Consider the following 23,037-nt stretch of genomic DNA (forward strand, 5'->3'; position numbering starts at 1 on the left):
TACTCCATTCTTTTAAATAAATTAAAATCCCCTATTTTTACGAATTAAATCATAAGCAGCATTTATTTCACTTGTTTTTATTGCTGCATTTTTACTGTCATTTTTATCTGGGTGCCATTTCATTATAAGTGCTTTATATGCGCGTTTAATTTCATCTTCACTAGCTTTTTCATTAAGTCCCAAGACACCATAAGCTTTTGCTAGTTCATAATTATTAATCGGTTTATTTACAGGATCTTGGTTTTGACCTTGAAAATTTTGTCTAAATTGATTAAAGAAATTATTAATATTTTGAGATTGAGCTTGAGAATTTCGCATATGGTCATCAAATGTTCCATTTTCTTTCATACTTTTTTCTAATTCAATATTACTGTTTACCATCAACATTCAAAGTGCAATTATAAAAAATAGGAAAATTCAAATAATAATTTCTACTAGATTAAATGGTTTTAGATCTTGACCATTATTAACCAATAATTTTATGCGCATTTTAATCCTTGAAATATATATACAACAACCAGCAATACCAACACAAGTGTAAAGCAAATATAATACAAATAAAATAGTAATAATAATTTTACCATCATTATCATTGTAATTTCTAGAAATACCTGCAATAAATAAGTATGAATATACAGATAATGTAATTCATAATCATATGATTAGTGAATAATATTTTCTCCCTCTTACTGTTCTTACATCCATATGGGTCTTCTTTCTTCGTTGCTACCATATAATTCATCAATTTTATTATACACCTTTTTTAATAAACAAAATTACTTTTCAGTTAATTAAAATTTAAATTACAAAAAAAAAGAACATGAAGTTCTTTATTAAGGGTTTTTATAAAAATATTGTATAATTGATAAAATAGATTCAGCATTTATTTTACAAATTTTTTAAGTCAGGTTTTTTATCTCACTTATAAATTTCTTGCTTATTTTTTGTTTTTTTAATTTCAAGTTTTTGAGTTAGGATTGATTCGTCATATTCTCTCTCAATCAAAATAATATTTCTTTTATCAAACGGTTTTACAGGGCCGTTTTTTTCTTTGTTAATTTCCTTTTCAATGAACTTTGGTTTTTTAAAACTTTTAGCATTATTTGTTGTCACCTTTGTTGGCATTGCAATTGAAATATCTTCTATAATTTTTTGTTGATCAATTTTTTCAACTTTAATTATATTTTGTTTTGTTTTCTTATCATTAATGTTAATAGTCTTATTATTATTTTCAATATTATTTTTGTTAGTTTTATTAGCTTTAATTGCTTTTTTAGAAGTTTTTGAGTTTACATTAGTAATTTCTTTTTCCTCAAAATCATCAATTTTTATGTTTGGTCTCTTATCGGCAATAATACTTTTTTTAGTTTTTGGAATAACAACTGATGAGGTTGATGATTTTTTCTCAAGTACTGATTGGTCATATTCTCTCTCAATTGAGAGATCGGGAACCTTATTTCATTGATAATCTATTGTTTGTTTGTTTGATTTATAATTGGTTAGATTTTTTTTATTAGCATTAACATTTGCCTTGATAGAGTTAATTTTCATTACAACACTATCTTTAACTATTTTTTCTTCTTTAATTGGTTTGCTAATAATTACTTTTTCTTTATCTACTTTTTCTTTAATTATTTTTTCCTTTGGTTTAGGATTTAAATCTTTTCTTATTGCGTTTTTAGGATTATCACTTAAGAAAAATTTTGTCACGTTTGTAAGGGTATTGTAGTGTCTAACATACATTTTAGATTCATCCCTAACCATTTCTTTTTCAATCTCAGATTCTCGATGAATTATTCCTTTTTGATACTTTACTTCTAATGGCTTATTGATTTTATTTGAAGCATTAAAGTTAATTTTTGTTGGTTCTGGATTATCAAAGAAAGATTTATATCTTTCATAATATTCAAAATTTACTTCCGCTCTCAAGCTAATATATTTTAAAATTAATTCTAGATCGTTTTCTGTTAACTCTTTATAATGATGAACATATTTCTTAATTGTGTATGGAGATATAAAGTTATCCATTCTAGAATCTATTTCATCTAATATTAGTCTTGGTATTGATGTAAAGAATGACCTTATTTCTTTTTGTGTATTTGACATGTTTTTTCCTCACTTAGTTCTCTGAAAATTATTTTCAATGGCTGAAAATTATTTTCAAGGGTTAAAAATTATTTTCAAGTAAAAGGGATAATAAATAGCGGTAAAAACTCCCCTATTATTGTAAAACTCCCCTACTTATATTATATATCTTTTAATTTAATTTTTAGTGTAATATATTGGTTTTTGTACATATGATATTTTTCTTTTTCAGCATCTATTTTATCTTTTGAAGCTTTTTCAATAAAGTTTTTATTAGCTAGAATTGATTCACTTCGCTTAATTTCTTTTCCTAAATCAATAATTTGTTTATTGAGATCGTTAATTAAAGCTGTTTTATCAATAAACGATGAGTTTTCAACCTCCAATGAAAAATCGTCAATAGCTATTGTTGTTGTTAAATTAGAAGAAAATTGTAGATTATTTTCAATTTTAACATTAACAATCTTTTCTAAATAACTATTGATTGTTTTTAGATAACTATCAATTTTTGCCTTATTTTTTGATTTAGTTAGGTTTATTTTAAAGATTAATGGTTTTGAGTTAGAAACAGTGTTTTTTGTTCGAAATTCACGAATATTGCTAATAATTGGGATTAAATAATCTAAATAGTTAATTTCAAAATTATGCTTATTTTCTATCCACTTGTCTAAAAGAATTGATTTTTCGAGAGATAGTTTTTGATATATTTCTTCAGTTACGAAAGGAATAAATCCATGAAGCATAATTAAGATATTTTTAAGTACATATTGCATTGTGTTTAATGTATAATTTTTAATACCCAAATCTTTTGATTGCAGATTTACTTTGCTCAATTCAATATATCAACTACAAAAATCATCTCAAACAAAGTCTATTAATAATTTTCCAGCAACAGCAAATTCATATTTGTCAATATTTCTAGCTACTTCTTTTTCGACAAGTGATAATTTGTTTAAAATTCATTTATCAATTTCATTTTCTAAATTGGTGTTTTTTTCTAAAAAGAAATTAGAGTTGTATTTAAATTGTTCTTCATTATTCATTAATATATATCTAGAAGCGTTTCATAATTTATTGATAAAATTTCAAGCGTATCTAATTTTTTCTTCAGAAAAACGGATATCTTGTCCTGGAGAAGAATTTGTCGTTAACATTAATCTTAAACTATCACACCCAAAGTCTTCAATAACTTGCATTGGGTCAACACCATTACCAAGAGATTTTGACATTTTTCTTCCCATTTCATCGCGAACAAGACCATGAAATAAAACACGACTAAATGGTTTTTTATTGGTAAACATTTTATTAAAGAAAATCATTCTCGCAACTCAAAAAAAGATTAAATCATACCCGGTTACTAGTAATGATGTTGGAAAGTATTTATTAAATTCATTTGAAATGTTTTTATTTTTTTTAAAATCTCAATTTAAAAAACATGAAAATGGTAAAAGTCCAGATGAAAATCATGTATCTAAAACATCACTTTCTTGGTCTCAGTTTTTGATATCTTTTGGAGGTATTGTATTTACATATACTTCCTTAGTTTCTTTGTGGTATCAAACAGGAATCTGGTGACCTCATCAAATTTGTCGAGAAACTGTTCAGTCATGAATATTGTCCATTCAATGTTTTAGGGTATCTTCTAGTCTTGGAGGATAAAATTCAATCTTATCATCTGATTTTTGAAGATCTAAAACCATTGCTGCTAATTTTTTCATTTTAACAAACCATTGGTCTTTTATTAATGGTTCAACTACTGTTTTACTTCTTTCACTAATTCCCACATTGTGAATAATCTTCTTTTCTAAAACAAATGTGTTATTAGTTTTTGTATATTCAATAACTTTTTTTCGAGCATCCTCTCTTTTTAAACCTATAAATTCTTTTGTGACATTTTCATTTAATGTTGCATCATCATTAAAAATGTTAATTATTTCTAAATTGTATTTCTTTCCCAATTCAAAATCATTAACATCGTGACCTGGAGAGCATTTCATAACTCCAGTTCCAAAATCAATATCTACATATTCATCGCCAATTACAAGTAATTCTTTATCATTCAAAGGATTGATAACATATTTTCCAATATATTTTTGATAACGTTTATCATTTGGATTTACGACTATACAGCTATCTGCAAAAATTGTTTCTGGCCTTGTTGTAGCAACCTCTAAGTAATCTGTTTTTTTATCTTTAAAGAAATACTTAAAGTGGTACATTGACCCCTCTTTTTCTTCATAAATTACCTCAATGTTTGAAAGCGCTGTTTTAAATTGGCAATCCCAATGAATTATGCGATTGTCTTTATAAATTAAACCTTCATTGTACATTTTAACAAAGATATGATTTACCATATTATTTAAATCCTTAGAATAGGTAAAATATTCATCTTTGTAATTTAATGCTAATCCAAGTTTTTTTCATTGTTGGCGAATAGAATCTGAGTATTCATCTTTTCATTCTCATACTTTTTTAATAAATTCTTCACGCCCATAATCATAACGTGTTTTTTTATGCTCTTTTCACAATCTTTCTTCTACTTTTGCTTGTGTAGCAATTCCGGCATGATCCATCCCTGGAATTCAGTTAATATCATATCCATTAAGCTTTTTAAAACGAATTAAAAGATCTGGAATTGCATTGTCTAAAGCATGACCAATATGCAGTTTTCCAGTAACGTTTGGAGGAGGTAAAAGGATTGTAAAAGGTTCTTTTTTTGAAGTTGTATTATTGGTAAATAAGTTATTTTCTACTCAAAAATCATATTTACCCGCTTCTACTTGTTTATAATTATATTTTTTTTCCATTTTATCATCCATGACTATTTTAATTCTTAATAAGCTTTATTCAATAGTGAAAAATATATTTTATTTAATAAAACCCAGGTATTTAGTTATTATTTAGTTATTGTTTAAATTTTTGGTATAACACATATAAATCTAATATTTTTATTATTTCATATTAATAAGATTAGGTTATAAATAATATTATATATAGGAAAACAATTTTCAAACTTATCTCCAATAATTATATTATAAACTATTTTTAACAATAATAATTAAATTTAAATATTGTCAACTATAAAATATGAATTTCTATAAATTCTTTTTATTTTTCTTAAAATGTAGAAAATTCTCATTAATATAATTTTTGGTTTTATTACTAAATTCATTAAAGATTTCCTTTTTTATCTTTAGACCGTCTCCATATCGTCCCTTAAATATTTTGACCTCATTTTTTCTGTTTTCATTAAATATTACTTTACCAGTATTATCAATAGATATAATACTATCATCAAAGGCTCTATGTATATTTGGCTCTAATTTCAACCTATTCTCAGGATCTGTTGCTCTTTTATAATCCTTAGTTTTACATAAGTATGAAAAACTAACTATATGAGCATTATCTGCAATCATATAATCTGGTATATTAAATATATTATCTGACATATTGGAAAAATTATCTCAATTATTAATTCTCTTATTGTATATTGAACGTAAATATTTATTTAATGTGTCATTCTTACTATAAATTTTAGTATTTAAGTTTTTAGAATAAAGACCCAAAGAATTACAATAATCATTATAAACATTATCAATTTCTTTTACATCTCTTATAGTCATTGTGGATTTAATTACTTCTTCACTTGAATCTTCATCAATTAAGTTTGGAAAATTAGATTTATTAAATTTTTCAAATAATTGCTTTTTTTCAGAAAATAATGAAAAATAATCTTCTAGATTTTTGATATGTATTATTTTATGATTTTCTCGCTTACTAAATAAATACGTATAGTAATCATGCATATTTTTTGTTGATATTTTATAAAAGAAATTAATAAATGGGCAAAAATTATAATTACCAGGGTTATTTGAATTTATTCCACTGTAATAAATAAATATCGGATTTGTATTATGTAAATTTATTTTTGTAGAAGTATTTGCGCCTGATATAAATATATCTATTTTTAATACATTATTAAATACTTTTCTATTCTTAATTAAATTATTTAAATTGTCAATATCATCACTTGAAAGTCCATACGGAACTTTATAATTCCTTTTATCAATATGATTAAATACTGTCGATCTTAAATCAAACAATTCTCCAAGTACACCCTTTCAATTGATGTTCATATTATCATTGTCATTATATCTAACAGTTAATAAATCAGTATCAAATGTAACATCAAAATATACAACATTTCCTAATTGATCTAAATAGAATTCATACACACCAGAATACATATATCTATGTTGCCCTCTTTTAGGGTAAGATTTTAGTAATTTTGCAAGTGAAGCAAAAGGAATATCTAATTTATAAAAAATCATTTTTTCTCCTTATTAGTTTTTAAATAAATACTAAACATAAAAAATACTAAATTATTTTCATCAAGTTTTAGATATTTTATCTAGAAATTCTTCAAACCTGGTTATATTAAACATATTTTTTATTTTATCCATTGCATTCAAGACAATTTCCTTATTATTCCTTAAACCAGGTCCATCTGCAACATAAATAAACTCATAATTTTTAAAATCTTTTAATTTTTCTTCTAATCTAATAAATCTTGGTAACTCACTATTTAATTTTGATCCTGAACCATTAAAGAAATTGCATTCTAAACAATATGTTATTTCTCCAATTTTAAAAACAAAATCAAATCTCTTATCCTCTTTCAATGATGCTTGACCAAGAATTTTATTTTGTTTTACCTCTTTATCAAAATAAATCACTTTTTCTGTTAATATTTTATCAATTAGATCATTCATAAACTGACCAGATTTATTTTTCTTATCATGGGATGATAATCCCAATTTAACACCATATATATATGTTTTTATATCACAGATTTCTGGATTAAGAAATAAATTAGTAAGTAAACCAGATTCGTTTATAAATTCAAATACAAGTTCCTTATTATTATAGTTATATTCTATTTCTTTCCTATTATTGTTTACATAAGTAAACTTAGCAGTATTATTATGTTCAATTTTATTGTTTGCCAAAAGCATAGGTATTAATTCCAATGAATCTCTATGTTTGTCGAATAAATTATTTAAATTAACATTAAACTCTTTGATATTTGGAGAAAGTAAATTATTTAAATTTTTAATTTTATCTTTGTTAAATTCTAAAAATTCATTAATCTTATCTCAAGAAACATATTTTTTTAAAATATAAGATGTTGCCTTTAATTCCTTAAAATATAATTCTTGATTTAATTTATATTCTTGTTCTCTAGATAAGTTGAAATTATAGATTATTGTTTCAAAAGTTGAGTTTTGACGATCATTTGCATTAGAATTTATAAATCGATTAACAGGTACTTTATAATTATTAAAATTCTTATATAGTTTATTAATTAATTCTGTATTATGATTGGTTAAAATTCACTTAATCCCTTTTCTATCTGCCTTTATTAGGAATTCATGCAATCTTTCTTGACCATTTTTCCCAAATGAACCAGATGTATATGAGTCAAAACCTTTATTATCAAAATCATAAGGTGGATCTAGAAATATAAAATCTCCTTCATTTGCACTATCTAATATTTCCTCAAAATCATTATTTGAAATATAAATTGTATTTTCATTTAAAAATTTTGATATGTTCATTATATTTTCTTGGTTATATAAAGTTGATGATTTTATTATTTCCTTATTATTAAATGGCGTATTAAATATATTATCCCTGTTAACTCTGTAAATTCCATTAAAGCAAGTTTTATTCAAGTATATAAATCTTGCAGCAAGCTCAACTTCTTGTAACTTAGCTGGGTCTAAATGTCTTATATTATAATAAAAATCTCGTCCTTGCTTATTGTGATTTTTTACATAAGTATCTAATAATGATGTTAAAGATTTTGGATTATTTTTAATAATATTTCAAGTCGTAATTAGTTCTATATTTACATCTGAAATAAATGCTCTTCGGGGAACAAGATCAAGAAATAATGCCCCTCCACCAATAAATGGTTCAAAATAATTATTAATATCCTTAGGAATAAATAATCTTAAAATATCTAACAACTGTCTTTTACCACCTACTCATTTTACAAATGGTTGTAATTTATTGTCACTCATTGTAAACCCCCTTATATGCAAATGATAATACAATCATTAATGTATTATTTGAAATTTATTGGCTTATTTTTATTAAAAAAGAATACAAATTTTAAATACTATTTTATACAAAAATTAGTGTAAATTCTAAAAAAATATTTATATCAATATATTATCAATCATATATTTTTGTTAAATAAATACATATGCTACCAAAAGTGGCATTGTTGCAGTTGTGTCTCATTGGTTGTCATTAACAAGAATTTTAATTTGATATCCATTAATAGTATTATACATTAAATAAAATTACTTTCAAGGAAAATATGCTAATCTATTGTTATAATTAAATTTATAACGGACATTACCTATAATTATGGTTAATAAATAATACAATATTTTATTAAAAAATAATTTCTTAATATAAAGTTAAAAAAAGTCATCATAAATTTTTTTATTTTGATACATAGACAATTGTAAATATCTAAAGGTGGTTTCTACTTTTTCATGGCCCAACTGTAGCATTACCATTTTAGGATTTGCACCTTTTAATAACATATGTGTTGCAAAAGATCTTCTTATTGAATGTGGTGTAAAATTCTTTCCAAGCACCTCTTTAACTCATAATCTTAATGTTTTTGTTGTTATCTCCTTAAAATTAATTTTAAAAGTAGTTTTACTATTATGAAAAACATCTCTAATTTTATTTCCTTTTCCAATTAATGTGATGATATTCTTATTGATTGATATTATTTTATTAACCTCAGCGGCCCTTAGTCCTGTTTCAAACATAAATTTGACAAGTAATTTTTTATTTTTAAGTTGTGCAGAATCATGTTGAAAAACTTTAGTCTTTTTCATTAGAAATTTTTTATCAAAAATTGACATATATATTTTTGGTATTTTTGGAAGCTTAAGTTGTTTTAATTGTTTTATTCTAGCGTCATTGCTTCACCTCATATAGGAACAAATAATATTGTAATGTGTTCATACTGTATTTGGATTTTTATAGTATGTTATAAGCTTATTTTTTATATTTCTTATATCATACATTTCATTTTTGTAAATACCTAGTACACTTTTATAGGTTAATATTGTATTACTTGAATATTGATTTTTTTTTAAAAATAGTATATATTGATTCATTGGTTTTCCTTTCGCGGGCTACACTCATTTTATTTTATAAGTATATCAAAATAAAAGGTTCAATAATGGCTATTTACAAACTTGGGGAATTGATATTAGGAAAACCTATTTATGGGTCAAATCAAAGAGGATTAGCAAGTGGAAAATATAAATATTTAACACAATCAGACATCATATTAAAATCTCCAAGGGTATTTGTTAATAATACAGATGGAAAGGTTTTAAAAAAAGACGATTTTATTATCTCTAGGGCGGGTACAATATTACCATATCTGCATGAAATAAATGAGGAATGAGTTTATGCAGGGTACCTAATAAAATATAGGTTAAATAAAAATTTGTGCATACCAAAATATGTTTATTATTGATTCAAAGGTCCGGGAAATAAAACTTTAAATCAATATTCAAATACTGGCTCTACAATGCCAAAAATGAACCCCAATACTTCTTTAAATATAAAAATTAATCTTCCAAATTTGAAAGAACAACAAAAAATAATTGACATTATTGAACCTGTGGAAGAGGTATTTTTTAGGTATAAACAATGTATTAGATTAGACACTTATGAGAATACAAAAAACGATATTAGAAAAATAATTGACATTATTGAACCTGTGGATAATTTACAAAGAAAAATTTTAATATTAATGTCTAAAATAAAATTATTATTAATAAAATTTTATCAAATTAACCCTAAACCTCTAATTAGCATAAAAAAACGCAATTATTTTTTAAATAAAAAGAGAGTTAATCAAAATTTATATTTTCCCACTTCTTCTATTGGTGAATTTACATTAAATATAGATAAGTCATTAGACATCAAAAACTTATTAATATCAAGGGCGAATGTTATTCCTAAAGAGGGTACGTTTATAATTTCTAAATTAATTGGTGAAAATAAAATTTACTATTTTGATAAGGTAAGTGAGAATCATGTTTTTTCAACCGGTTTTTTTAATATTGAATCGATATCACCCGATGATTTTAGTTCATTTATTTTATCCCATAATTATTTAATTCAAAAATCAAATTTAGCAAATGGTACTACAATGCTTTCAATTAATAATGATACTTTTTCTAAATTAATAACCAAAGATAATTGATTAAATAGTAATATATATAGCAAAATGCTATATTTGGTTAGCACTGTAAGCTCAAAAATAGATAATTTAAGAACACTGTTAATTGGAATTTTATTATAATTTACAAAAAAAATCTAAACACATTTAATATTAAGCAAATATATATTGTATAAAATAAACACTTTTTTACAAATAAAAATATTTTCAAATATTATAAATATAGCCACAAATAACATATTTAATATTCTACAACTAATTTAATTATAATTATATAAAATAATTTTCAATGATTGAGAAAATTTATCTAGTAAAATTATAAGATTCTTATCATTTTTTATTACAAAGTTAATATATGTAAAAACTTAATTGAGCTTACCTTTATTTTTTTCATTTACCAATAAGGGTAATATAAAGCTTAATTTTACACTATAAAAAACAGTACCATTTTTTTTAATAAATTATTTAGCTTGATTAATAGTTTGTTCACTGTAACTAATAATATATCTATTTTATCAATATTAACCATAGTTTTTGGAATTAAAATATCCAAAAATACATCTTTATCAATAACGGGCATTTTTGTTCCCTTTGACATTTGTGAAAATTTATTTCAAGATTTTTCAGACATAAAGTATTTTATAAGCTGAGTAATATTTTGTAAAATTTTAAATTGATATAATGTACCATTTACATCTGCATCAAAAGGGGTGATTGCTCATTTTTTTAGGTATGTTCTTATAGAACAAAATAAAAATGTTCTTGCCTCGCAAAAATAACTATTTGTTTGATATGTGTTTTCACGTTCTAAATTTAATATTTGGCCAGTATTTTTATTAATAACTTTTGCAGAAATTTGAGAAATATTTTTCTTTTCATTTTTAATTGATTTAAGTAATTCCTTAATTTTTATATTTTTACCACTTAATGGCAATTTTGCAATAAATTCAAGTAATTTTAGGTGATACTTATTTAATAAATTTTTTACCTCTTCCACAGGTTCAATAATGTCAATTATTTTTTGTTGTTTTTCAATGGATGGTATATACAATTCTAATTTACATAAGTCTTTAGCATATACGTGAGGTTGAGCCGAACCCCTACTAAGTTTATAGATATTATTTTGATTCTTAAGTAAATAATAATTCAAATATTTTTGTTTCAATAAATTAGTATTTTTTGATTCAATTGAAAAACAATCGGCCGCATAGTAATCCTCATTCGGAATCGTAATATATCCTGCGTTTGCTCCAGAAGATGAAATTGATGCAATATACATGTCTCTATTTTTTTTATTAAAATATCCCTTTATACTTTTTCCAGCACTGACTATTGGATATTTATAAAATTTAGTTCTTACTTCTGAATACCCGATATCTGAACTTCCTCTAGTAAAAAAACATAATTCCCCAAGTTTGTAAATAGCCATTATTGAACATCATCCTTTTTAAAATTAATTGCCTTTTCAATTGCTTCTTCTACTTTGGGTGTTAAATTTAAAAATTCAGATAGTAAATCAGACAATTCCTTTCCTAGCGTCCTTATTTCATCTTTTGTAGCCTCAATATCAATTTCATCTATACTTGAACTAATATACCTCCCAGGAACAAAAGAGTAGTCATTTTCCTTTAGTTCATTAATTGTTATAGTCTTGGCAAGTTCGGGAAAATCAATATCCTCACCTTTTTCATGCATATCAAAAATTTTAACAATGTTTTTTATTTCAGTATCTTTTAATTCACGTAATTTTTTAGAGATCATATTTCCATCAAGAGACGAACCTGAAACCATTAAAACTTTATTGTTTACCTTCTTATTATTAAAAAATCAAATAGAAGCAGGAATCCCTGTTGTATAGAATAATTTATCTGGAAGTTGAATTATAGCATCTACCTTGTTATCCTCAATTAATTTCTTTCTAATCTCTATTTCTTGTTTTTGTGATGATGATAATGAACCATTTGCAAGAATAACTGCCCCTCTTCCCGTTGAGGACATTTTATCGACAATATGAGAAAGTCATGCATAATTTGCATTACCTTTTGGTGGTAATCCCCACTTCCATCTTGGGTCATCAATTAGATCTTCTTGAGACCATTTCTTCATATTAAAAGGAGGATTCGCTAAAACATAATCAAATTTCTGCATACTATGTAAATCATTTGTAAAAGTATCTGCAGACATTTCACCAAGCGTTGATCTATCATTTGCATCATATAATGAGAAACCATGAAGTAAAATATTTAATTTTGCTAATTTTCATGTTATATTATTATACTCTTGACCATAAACTGTTATTAAATTAAAATTTCCCTTATTTTGATTTATGTATCTCTTTGATTGCACAAGAATCCCACCTGTTCCACAAGCAGGGTCATATATTTTTCCACGTAATGGTTTTAAAATATTAATCATTAATTCAACAATAGATGTTGGGGTATAGAATTCACCACCTTTTTGTCCCCTATCCTTAAAGAAATGCCCTAAAAAATATTCATATATTCTTCCGACAATATCTTCATCTTCTTCAGATGAAAAATCTTCCTCTGAAAATATTTTAACAACATCACCCAATTTATTTTGATCTATTGACTCTCTATTATAATTTTTGTCAAATACATTTTTTAACATCTTATTTTCATTTTCTAGCTTAATAAATGCTTTATCCATAACTTCGCCAATTTTTTCTGAATTAGCGTAGTTAATAATATAATCTCAAGATGACTCCTTTGGAACTTTAAAGGCACCGTATTCATTATAAAAATCTATACTATCGATAATATCGGGATCTAAATTATCTTCTCTTATTTTTTTAATAGCAGTATTATATTTATCTGAAATATATTTAAGTGATAATACACCGAGCACAATATGCATATACTCCTCTGCTGATAAATTTCCTCTTAACGACTCTGCTGCACTTCATAATTTAGCTTCTAATTGCCTTATATTTTTTGCCATTTTATCTCTCCCTTTTAAAGTAGTCTTTATTTAATCTAATAGATTTTGTTATTTGATTAATCAATAATCCTGATATATCTTTTAAATTATCAGGCGGATAGTTATACTTATTTTTTAGTAATTTATGTAACTCAACTTTAATATGTGATTTTACCTTACCACTGGTCTCAAACTGCTCTGTTCCAGCCTTAACGACTGTTTGATAAATATCCTTAGCCAATCTTCTCAAAATTTCAGAATTTTTATTATCTCTTAGGTATTGATCATCTGCAATAATTTCATAAAAAGCTTGCAGCTGTGAATCTTCAAATTCTACTGGCTCATCGATTTTGTTTATTATCTCTTTGGCGATTTCTCGAATAAGTTCTATAATCTTCTCAATGTTATCGTTTGCCTGCATCCCACTCAATATATCTCTTATTTTTTCAGACATTTTTTTGGCAGCTATAGGTCTTGTTTTATCTAATTCATCAATCATTAATTGAATACCACTTTTGTACATTTTAAGAGCTACGTGTGGATATATATTTTGCAATTCTTTTACCTCGTGCTCCAATATTTGTGCAACATCATAAATATTTTTGGTTAAAATACTTGATTTTATTTCAATATCCGATTTAGATGAATCGATGCAATCCTTGATTGCATTTTTAATAGAATATATTGTTTCTTCTAATTGACCAGCAACAACTACAATATTTCTTGTTAATAGTTTACTTACCTGAACTATACCTTTAGCTTGTTGTTTTATATCATCTTCGATAATTGAAAATGACATTTTTAAATATTTGCCAATATTTCTTGCTAATTTAATAAATTCGTTTCTACTATTATTATCATTTATTGATAACAATTTTTCATAGCTTAAAATTATATAATTATACTTTTCAGTATCATTAAGATTATTAAAATTATTTATATTTTTCATATAATTATCATTAATTATATTAATGGTATCAAGTAGATATTTTTTTGCCTCTTCAATATTTTCAATTGAAATACCAAATCCAATTCTCTTATTATTTGAGTATTGTAATAATGCATCTGCTATGTGATTTCAAATTCCGATATAATCAACAATTAAGCCGTTATATTTTATTTTTTTTGTCAAATTATTTTCATATGTTCTATTAACTCTAGCAATAGCTTGAATAAGGTTGTGTCATTTTATAACCTTATCCATATATAGTGTCTCTAAATCTGGAACATCAAAACCTGTCAACCACATGTCTACAACAATAGCGATCTTATATTTTGAAGTATCTTTTCTAAACTCTGACTCAACACTATTAATTTCTTTCTTTTGAACTATTGAATTTTTCATTTCTAAAGAATCCTTATTATTCCCAGTAATAACTAAAATAACTTCATTTTTAATTTCTGGTCTTAATTCAGTAATTGTTTTATAATATAAATAAGCAGCATTTCTACTATTTGCAACTATCATAACCTTATTATTTAGAATAGAATTTCTAGAATCATAATGCTTTAGAATATCTTTTGATTTTTCTAAAATAATATTTTTATTTTCTAAAATATCATTAATATTAGCTGACTCCATCAATTTATTTAGGTTTTGATGAGATGTTATTTTGTCAGGGTCAAGTGTGCTAATATATTCTTCTTGAAGCTTATCCATAATATCCAAATATTCTTGATTAAGAGGTATTTCCAATTTTCTCATTTCATAATGAATGGGAACAGTTGTACCATCCTCTGTAGAATCACTCATTAAATATTTATGATTATATTCTCCAAATATTTTCTTACTATCTTTTTCGAAACCAATTAGTGGTGTTCCTGTGAAACCTACAAATTTTGCATTTGGTAGAGCAGATCTCATAAATTTTGCATATCCAGATTTTAAAATTAATTTTTTGACTTCTTTTGAAATTTTATATTCATCCTCAATATTATTTTGTGTACGATGTGCCTCATCAACCAAAACACATATATCTTTTCTATTAGACAATATCCCAGTATTAGAAAAGAATTTTTGAATTGTTGTAAAATAAATTCCAAAATATTTTTTGTTTTCTAATTTTACAATTAAATCTTTACGAGACTCTACTAAAATAGGTTTGTTGCGTAAAAAATAACTTGCATTTGTGAAACGTTGATATAATTGTAAATCAAGTGTTTTTCTATCAGTTAACATTATAATTGTTGTTTTTGGTTTTGCGATGATAATACTTTTTGCTAAAAAAATCATTGTAACTGACTTTCCAGATCCTTGTGTATGCCATACAAGCCCACCTTTTGCGTTATCATCTAAAATATTATTCATCGAATTAATAACCGCCTCAACTTGGTGGGGAGCTGCGATGTATTTAGATAAAAAACCTTTTTCATCTGAGAAAAAAGAATATTTTGTTATATAATCTATTATATTTTTCCTTTCAAAAAGAAATTCTATAATATCTCTGTCATCTCTTGTTTTCATATTATTAGCTCTTATCATTTTTTGATAAGATGATGTGACTGTGCCATATCTTGTATCCAATCTGTTTGAAATAAAATTAAAAATATTAAATGACCATAATTTTGGGCAAAATAATTTTAAGGACTCATTCTGATTAAAAGCATCTTCAATATTCTCAAATGCTAATTCACTCTTTAATTCCAAAATAGCAATTGGTAATCCATTGATAAACATGACAATATCTGGAATTCTTGTAGTAGAACCATCTGATACCCTAAATTGCCTAGTGAAAATATAATCATTTAGCATGTAATTATCCGATATTAATTTAATTGATTTTGTTTGATTTGTAACACTATCTCATACTTTAACTCCTTCTAATAAGAATTTTCAACATTTATAATTCATTGTTATATAGTCAAAGTTAATTTTCTGAATCTCAAAAATTGCTTTATTGGCTTCGCTCTCATCAATATTATTTATTTCTATAATTTTCTGTTTTAAAATACATAGGTCTCACACATCTTGGTCATCGCTGCGATAAATAGATTCCTTGTAGGTTCAACCATACTTTTCTAATTGCTGGTGTATGTAATCTTCAAAATTTTTTTCCTTCATATTATAACTCCTATTTTTTGAGCGGGCCAATACATTTATTTATAATTGATAAAATATAAATAAATGTATTATTATATGAACTTTAGTAGTGTATAATAAAGACTTAGTGGTGTAAATGTACTTAATTACATTTCATTTTTTATTTATACTAATTATATTATAATTTATTTCTTTCTAAAATTGCAATGTTTTGTGAATTTTTCAATGCTATTTAAGAAAGGATTATAAGTTTTTTAATTTGTATACAAAAGATTTTATGGGTTTTAGTGACATTTATCTATTTCATATATCATGTTGAAGAATTTTATTAAATTTCTTTACAGTGTTGAATGTTAATTTTTTAGTATAATTTAAAAAACTGAAAAAGCATTCATTTTCAAAAAATAATATTCTGATAAATTATAATTATTATTGTTATTTTAAATCTTTTGCATTCTCAAAACATTAATTTCATAATTTTCTTTATATTGTCCGTTTATTTATTGCATAATATATAGACGAGGTTAGAAAAAATGACTCTAAGTAGACCTATAATAACTTACTATTTCAGGTTTTAAGTTAAATTTATATACAAAATTAAATGGTAACATTAAAAATCCTAAATCTAGAAAATGAATTATAACATAATATTTTTTAAAACTCTATATGTGAACATAATCCATCAAGAGCACGTTGTAAATAAGGTCTCTCTTTGGTTACAATATCTTGTTCTAGTTTAAAATTTCTATTATTAACATTTTCAAAAACCACTAGTTTAGGATAACCCCCTAGTCAAAGTAAATGGGAAATATATCTGTTTCTGGCAAATCTGATAAATTAACATCTAAAGGAACATTTTTATTTTTATTTGGCTTATACAAACACGTTATATTACATTCACCTTCACATTTACACATTTTTAGAAACTTTTCAGATAACTTCTGATTAGAGGTGTTATATAAATCTGCAAGTAAAATTTTGTTTGTTTTTATAAAAAGATAGTGATTTTCGTGCTTTATTGGTTGATTCTCATCATAATTAAGTTTTTTATATGTAAAATCAGCATTAGTTTTATTATATGTTGAAAATAAAATTAAAAAGCCTGGGTTATTATTTATCATTGTGTAATAATATGCCTTGGTTTTGCTAGGTCTAAATCTGGTTGGTTCTTTTTTATCTTCTCATAAATTTCGTGTTTTAATTGAAATTTATATACAGTATTACACTTTAGCATTGTGGCCCGTATCTTGTTGATCATATCAAGCAATTATATCTTTGTTTAATATCTTCAAATGGATATAATTTCTCAAAGTCCTCTTGCCTAAACGGTTTTTCATCAGGAATAATAGCAAAATTTGTATTATTATCAATTTTATCAATATATTTTGCCAAACCAACTCCTCATAATTCTGATGCAATCATATCTGTTCCAACTCAGTCCTCAAGATATTCACCAACTTTTGTTGTAGAAGTATAAAGTGTATTACACCATTTTCCTATTCCAAAAATAAGAATTTTAATACCTTTACTTATATTGAAAGAATCATCATTATACTTATCATTTTCATATTTTTCTTTTACTTCTTCATAAAATTGGTCATCTATAAAATTGGACCCGTAGGTAAAACTAACCCCTTTTGTATAGCCTGAAAATGCTTCAATCGGTACATCTAATTCATTATTCATTTTTCGCACATATGCAAATATAAATAATTGTCACATAAACTTTGAAAATCAAAATTTGTATGCGACAGAGAAATACTTATCTTTTTTTAATTTGTAATCTCTATCAATCAAGTATCCTCTGTAAATTACTTTTTCTTTGGTAAATTTATTAAAGTCATTTTTTCTGTCAATATAATAAAAATACTCATATAGTTCTCTTATTCTTACTTTCATCTTAAACCTACCTTATGAATATTATTATAAATGAACCTATATAAAAAGTAAAGGTTTTGGAGATTAAATTTTAAATTTTCTTTAGAGAAAACTATTAAAATTATTAGATAATCTCTTTGGAAAAATAGGTATTTTTAACAAAAAAATGAACTTACCTTAAAGTTGAATATTTGACTATTTTATTTATATATCAAGACCAATTTAAGACTTTTTATTAAAATAAGCATTTAAACTAATTTTGTCAAAAAACTAAAGAAAAAAAAACCTAAATAACCCACTAAATCATAACCTTTATGAATATTCAGTTCTACTACCACTTAATTCTACAAGGTACCATAACATATCTTTAAAATTTGCATTCGTACAATAAGTTCTACTACTACTTAATTCTACAAGGTACCATAACAAAAATCGCTTAAATATTTTTTATAATCAAGTTCTACTACTACTTAATTCTACAAGGTACCATAACATGACGAAAAATTAGGTAAGATCATAGGATGTTCTACTACTACTTAATTCTACAAGGTATCACAACTTGGAGAAATGAGTAGGTATTTACCTTGTTGTTCTACTACTACTTAATTCTACAAGGTACCATAACTTGAATTGTTCTATTTAAAATGAATTTTATGTTCTACTACTACTTAATTCTACAAGGTACCATAACCTTTGTATAAATCATGTATGCAAATATCATGTTCTACTACTACTTAATTCTACAAGGTACCATAACTATCTTTTTTTACTGAAAAACTTTTAAAATGTTCTACTACTACTTAATTCTACAAGGTACCATAACCTTCAATAAATGATAACAATCTTAGTGACGTTCTACTACTACTTAATTCTACAAGGTACCATAACTTCGTTAATTGTTCAATATTTTTTTGGGTGTTATACTACTACTTAATTCTACAAGGTACCATAACAAATCCGTGGTTTGTTTATTAATAAATTCTGTTCTACTACTACTTAATTCTACAAGGTACCATAACCTTCAATAAATGATAACAATCTTAGTGACGTTCTACTACTACTTAATTCTACAAGGTACCATAACAACTAACCTCCCCATTGTTAATTTTGGCATGTTCTACTACTACTTAATTCTACAAGGTACCATAACAAACAATTAGTAATTGATTATTTAGAAAAGTTCTACTACTACTTAATTCTACAAGGTACCATAACAGTTGAAATGAAAACATTCCAAACCAAAAAGTTCTACTACTACTTAATTCTACAAGGTACCATAACTATAATCGTAAATAATTCTTGAACCTTTTTGTTCTACTACTACTTAATTCTACAAGGTACCATAACGAATATGGCTTTGTTTTAGACAACGAAACCGTTCTACTACTACTTAATTCTACAAGGTACCATAACTTATTGACGCCTTTAATGATATTAAAACAAGTTCTACTACTACTTAATTCTACAAGGTACCATAACAGTACTAGTTCAACATACAAAAAAAATAGAGTTCTACTACTACTTAATTCTACAAGGTACCATAACTATAGCCCTTATGAAATGATATTAAACGAAGTTCTACTACTACTTAATTCTACAAGGTACCATAACAATAGAAAAATAATTAGTGTTATATACCTCGTTCTACTACTACTTAATTCTACAAGGTACCATAACAACGGTTATGGATATGATCTACCAAAAAATGTTCTACTACTACTTAATTCTACAAGGTACCATAACACACTTTATTTTAAATGAACTTAAAAAAACGTTCTACTACTACTTAATTCTACAAGGTACCATAACTTGCTCTGTTAACAGTTATTATAGTTTTGTGTGTTCTACTACTACTTAATTCTACAAGGTACCATAACAAATATAAACTATTATTATTATTATTAGTTCTACTACTACTTAATTCTACAAGGTACCATAACTTAAAATTTTTGGTAAAAGTTAACAAAACTGTTCTACTACTACTTAATTCTACAAGGTACCATAACTGCTCTCACAAACAACAAGATTGGCGATTTGTTCTACTACTACTTAATTCTACAAGGTACCATAACCATAAAAGTTTTTTTAGGTTTTAAATTTAAGTTCTACTACTACTTAATTCTACAAGGTACCATAACAGTTAGACATCCCTTCCTAAGTTTTCTAAAGTTCTACTACTACTTAATTCTACAAGGTACCATAACTTAGTTTTATGGTGTTAATACTTTCTAAATGTTCTACTACTACTTAATTCTACAAGGCACCATAACTAACATAAACATTAACATTAACATTAACATGTTCTACTACTACTTAATTCTACAAGGTACCATAACATGCAGTAGCGAAGTTATCTTTTATAAAAAGTTCTACTACTACTTAATTCTACAAGGTACCATAACGGCTCTCACAAACAACAAGATTAGCAATTTGTTCTACTACTACTTAATTCTACAAGGTACCATAACTAAATAAAAATTATAAATAATGTAACAAAGGTTCTACTACTACTTAATTCTACAAGGTACCATAACCTCAAATCAAGTGTTTTTGAGGTTTTTTTGGTTATTTTAAGTAATTTTTAAGGATTTCAATAAAGTTAAGCTCATTTTGGTCAAAATATTTCAAATTATTATTTGTGTTATTAAAAAGATTCAAATCTATAATTTTATTGGTTGTTTCATAGATAAATTTTTCAAATTCGGTAATTCCTTGCCCATCTCAAAAGAGGATATATTCATCTTTTTTATTTATGATTGATGATATATCAATAAAGTTATAAAATTCAATCTTTAAATTTAATAAATCCTCATTGTTTATTGAGTACATATTATTGCATAAAATAGAGTAAAAATTAAACCTCTTAATTGAGTTGAAGAAATCTTTAAATTCATTAAAATTTAGGCCAATAAAGGGATTTATAAATACATAATAGAAATTTTTATCGCTTTGCTGTGAAATGATGTAAAGTATTTCGAGATATATTTTTTTAAGTTCGTACTGTGAGATTATATTATCTATGTTAGTATCATTTTTACTAATATGCATTATAACATTTGTGGAAATATAATCAACAATATTGTCATTTATCACAAAATCGGCATCATAATCTGTTGAACTCTTAATTAATTCTATAAGATAACTAATTGGTTTAATTTTCTTTAACTGCAATGTATCTATTAGGTTCTTAATAAGAATAAGTTCCTCCTCTTCAAAAAAATTAGAATTTATAACAATTGTGATCAATTCTTTTAGTATTGTCTTGTTACCCCCACAAATATCTTTGTAAAGGTCAAGGTATGACGGAACATTAAAGAGTTTAAAATTTGATTTATCTATAATATAATCATGGTTAGAATAATTTATAATAAATTTTGATCCAGAAGACTTTGCGCTAAATAATGACTCATGAAAATCTTTAAGATTATATAACGAGTCTAATGATTTACATAAAAATATATTCTTTTCATTAAAATTGAAGTCTAGTGTTTTATCTGTTAAAGTATTAATAATTTTCATTATATTTCAATATACCTCCTATCATTAATTATCAACTCTTGTTCTGTTTTTTTTCCTCTTAAAACTTTAATTTTTTGATACTGTTTTTCGGTAACTGTCATCATCCGTATATTACCATGTTTTGGAACAATTTTTTCAACTCTATCTTCAATAAATCTCGCTGCTTGTTCATTTGGACAAATTTTTGTATATATTGAATATTGAATCATAGAAAAGCCTTCCTTAATTAAACCATTTCTAAAATTATTATAATCGTGGACATTTATTTTTGTGCCAAAAGGTAAATCATAAAATATCATAATCCTCATATATCTATAACTCATAATACCTTATTGATGAAGGCATTGGTGTTTCTATATTTTTGTCAATTTTTTCATCATTTAGATCTTTAATAATATTATCAACATATGCATCAATTGCGTTAGATAGAAATAATTCCCTGCCATCAAAAATCACCTTTGCATTTAATAAATTTATTAGACCTATCCGATTATTTCTAGAAAAATAATCATCATTTAAAATATGATTATACACATAATTATCCACAATTGGTCTAAATGGTTCCATTAAATCATCACTAAGAGCAAAAGCGTTATACCTATTTGAGTGAAAAATAGATATTGTAGGATTTAGACCTTTTGAAGTAATTACTCTACTAAAAAAATTCCTAATGATTGTATAACCAAAATTAAGGCCAGCATTTATATGGTTATCGAGATCTCTTGTAAAGTTATTGCCAAATAGTTCTTTAAAATATACCTTTGCAGCATGACCTTCTCTATTAGATAGGTCACCCGGTTTTATATCTTTGATGTAATTAAAAAGTTTTTCAACTTTGTCCATACTTTTTAGATTTAATTTAAGGATATCAATTTGTGCATTAATTTTCTTTTCCACAATCTTTGTTCATATCCTAATTTTGTTCTCCTTTGATCACGATATTTGTTTATTTAAAATTTCCAATTGCATATAATTACCTTTAAAAGGCTGTAACATGCAACATGGGTTAAAATCATTATCACAAAACATCACAAGCACTTTTGCTTGGGCTAGTTTTACAATTATTTTTGTAGTTACTATTGCCTTTGTATTCTCAAAAAAAACAACATTTAAATCCCCAATTGGAACCTTATAATTTTGATATTCTGTTGAAACAACTAAATTATCCAAAAATAAGCTAACTTTTTGTCCATCCTTAATTACTAAAACTTTTCAGGACATATTTAAACAAAAACCCAGATCGCATTGCGACCTGGGTTTTGGGAAAGCATAAATGCTTACAAAAACG

The 23,037-nt window shown here is 25.0% G+C and carries 15 protein-coding genes and 1 CRISPR repeat array; of the genes, 1 reads left to right on the plus strand and 14 read right to left on the minus strand.

Annotated features, from left to right (window positions below):
• Positions 1-21: 21 nt before the first annotated feature.
• The 6 genes from AAHM97_RS02970 to AAHM97_RS02995 all read right to left on the minus strand — a co-directional run bounded on the left by AAHM97_RS02970 (position 22) and on the right by AAHM97_RS02995 (position 9,293).
• Positions 22-705, minus strand: coding sequence for a DnaJ domain-containing protein (locus tag AAHM97_RS02970; protein WP_342268454.1), 684 nt, complete (start codon positions 703-705; stop codon positions 22-24).
• A 183-nt stretch (positions 706-888) separates the two neighbouring features.
• Positions 889-2,106: a hypothetical protein gene (locus AAHM97_RS02975; RefSeq protein ID WP_342268455.1), complete on the minus strand. Its 1,218-nt coding sequence runs from the start codon at positions 2,104-2,106 to the stop codon at positions 889-891.
• 140 nt (positions 2,107-2,246) lie between these two features.
• On the minus strand, positions 2,247-4,904 hold the full coding sequence (locus AAHM97_RS02980) for a valine--tRNA ligase (RefSeq protein WP_425288826.1): 2,658 nt from the start codon (positions 4,902-4,904) through the stop codon (positions 2,247-2,249).
• A gap of 276 nt (positions 4,905-5,180) precedes the next feature.
• Entirely contained in the window at positions 5,181-6,416 is a 1,236-nt protein-coding gene (locus tag AAHM97_RS02985) for an MAG4270 family putative restriction endonuclease (RefSeq protein ID WP_342268457.1), read from the minus strand.
• A gap of 51 nt (positions 6,417-6,467) precedes the next feature.
• Complete coding sequence (locus AAHM97_RS02990) at positions 6,468-8,171, minus strand: DpnII family type II restriction endonuclease (RefSeq protein ID WP_342268458.1); 1,704 nt, start codon at positions 8,169-8,171, stop codon at positions 6,468-6,470.
• Between the two features lie 405 nt (positions 8,172-8,576).
• A complete protein-coding gene (locus AAHM97_RS02995) occupies positions 8,577-9,293 on the minus strand; it encodes a site-specific integrase (protein WP_342268459.1) in 717 nt (238 codons plus the stop codon).
• 65 nt (positions 9,294-9,358) lie between these two features.
• Here AAHM97_RS02995 and AAHM97_RS03000 point away from each other — a divergent pair, with 65 nt between their 5' ends.
• Complete coding sequence (locus AAHM97_RS03000) at positions 9,359-10,495, plus strand: restriction endonuclease subunit S (protein ID WP_342268460.1); 1,137 nt, start codon at positions 9,359-9,361, stop codon at positions 10,493-10,495.
• Positions 10,496-10,796: 301 nt separating this feature from the next.
• On the opposite strand, the gene AAHM97_RS03005 is transcribed toward AAHM97_RS03000, so the two are convergent.
• From AAHM97_RS03005 to cas1, 8 genes are all read right to left on the minus strand, one after another.
• Positions 10,797-11,801, minus strand: coding sequence for a restriction endonuclease subunit S (locus AAHM97_RS03005; RefSeq protein ID WP_342268461.1), 1,005 nt, complete (start codon positions 11,799-11,801; stop codon positions 10,797-10,799).
• Positions 11,801-13,333, minus strand: a complete 1,533-nt coding sequence (locus AAHM97_RS03010; RefSeq protein WP_342268462.1) for a class I SAM-dependent DNA methyltransferase — start codon at positions 13,331-13,333, stop codon at positions 11,801-11,803. Before AAHM97_RS03010 ends, AAHM97_RS03005 begins: the two co-directional genes overlap by 1 nt.
• Before the next feature lies 1 nt (position 13,334).
• Positions 13,335-16,373, minus strand: coding sequence for an HsdR family type I site-specific deoxyribonuclease (locus AAHM97_RS03015; RefSeq protein WP_342268463.1), 3,039 nt, complete (start codon positions 16,371-16,373; stop codon positions 13,335-13,337).
• Positions 16,374-17,140: 767 nt separating this feature from the next.
• Positions 17,141-17,473, minus strand: coding sequence for a hypothetical protein (locus AAHM97_RS03020; RefSeq protein ID WP_342268464.1), 333 nt, complete (start codon positions 17,471-17,473; stop codon positions 17,141-17,143).
• 106 nt (positions 17,474-17,579) lie between these two features.
• Positions 17,580-18,251 (minus strand): hypothetical protein, encoded by a 672-nt coding sequence (locus AAHM97_RS03025; RefSeq protein ID WP_342268465.1) that lies wholly within the window; start codon positions 18,249-18,251, stop codon positions 17,580-17,582.
• 304 nt (positions 18,252-18,555) lie between these two features.
• Positions 18,556-20,764: direct repeats of the CRISPR family, unit length 36 nt; unit sequence GTTCTACTACTACTTAATTCTACAAGGTACCATAAC.
• Positions 20,765-20,795: 31 nt separating this feature from the next.
• Complete coding sequence (locus tag AAHM97_RS03030) at positions 20,796-21,749, minus strand: hypothetical protein (protein WP_342268466.1); 954 nt, start codon at positions 21,747-21,749, stop codon at positions 20,796-20,798.
• On the minus strand, positions 21,749-22,072 hold the full coding sequence (gene cas2 / locus AAHM97_RS03035; protein WP_342268467.1) for a CRISPR-associated endonuclease Cas2: 324 nt from the start codon (positions 22,070-22,072) through the stop codon (positions 21,749-21,751). The genes AAHM97_RS03030 and cas2 overlap by 1 nt, the downstream gene beginning before the upstream one ends.
• The gene (gene cas1 / locus AAHM97_RS03040; RefSeq protein ID WP_342268468.1) at positions 22,062-22,970 is read right to left on the minus strand and encodes a type II CRISPR-associated endonuclease Cas1; all 909 of its coding nucleotides are present in this window, start codon (positions 22,968-22,970) and stop codon (positions 22,062-22,064) included. The genes cas2 and cas1 overlap by 11 nt, the downstream gene beginning before the upstream one ends.
• Positions 22,971-23,037: the final 67 nt, after the last annotated feature.

This window comes from Spiroplasma endosymbiont of Aspidapion aeneum, from assembly GCF_964031045.1.
GTDB lineage: Bacteria > Bacillota_I > Bacilli_A > Mycoplasmatales > Mycoplasmataceae.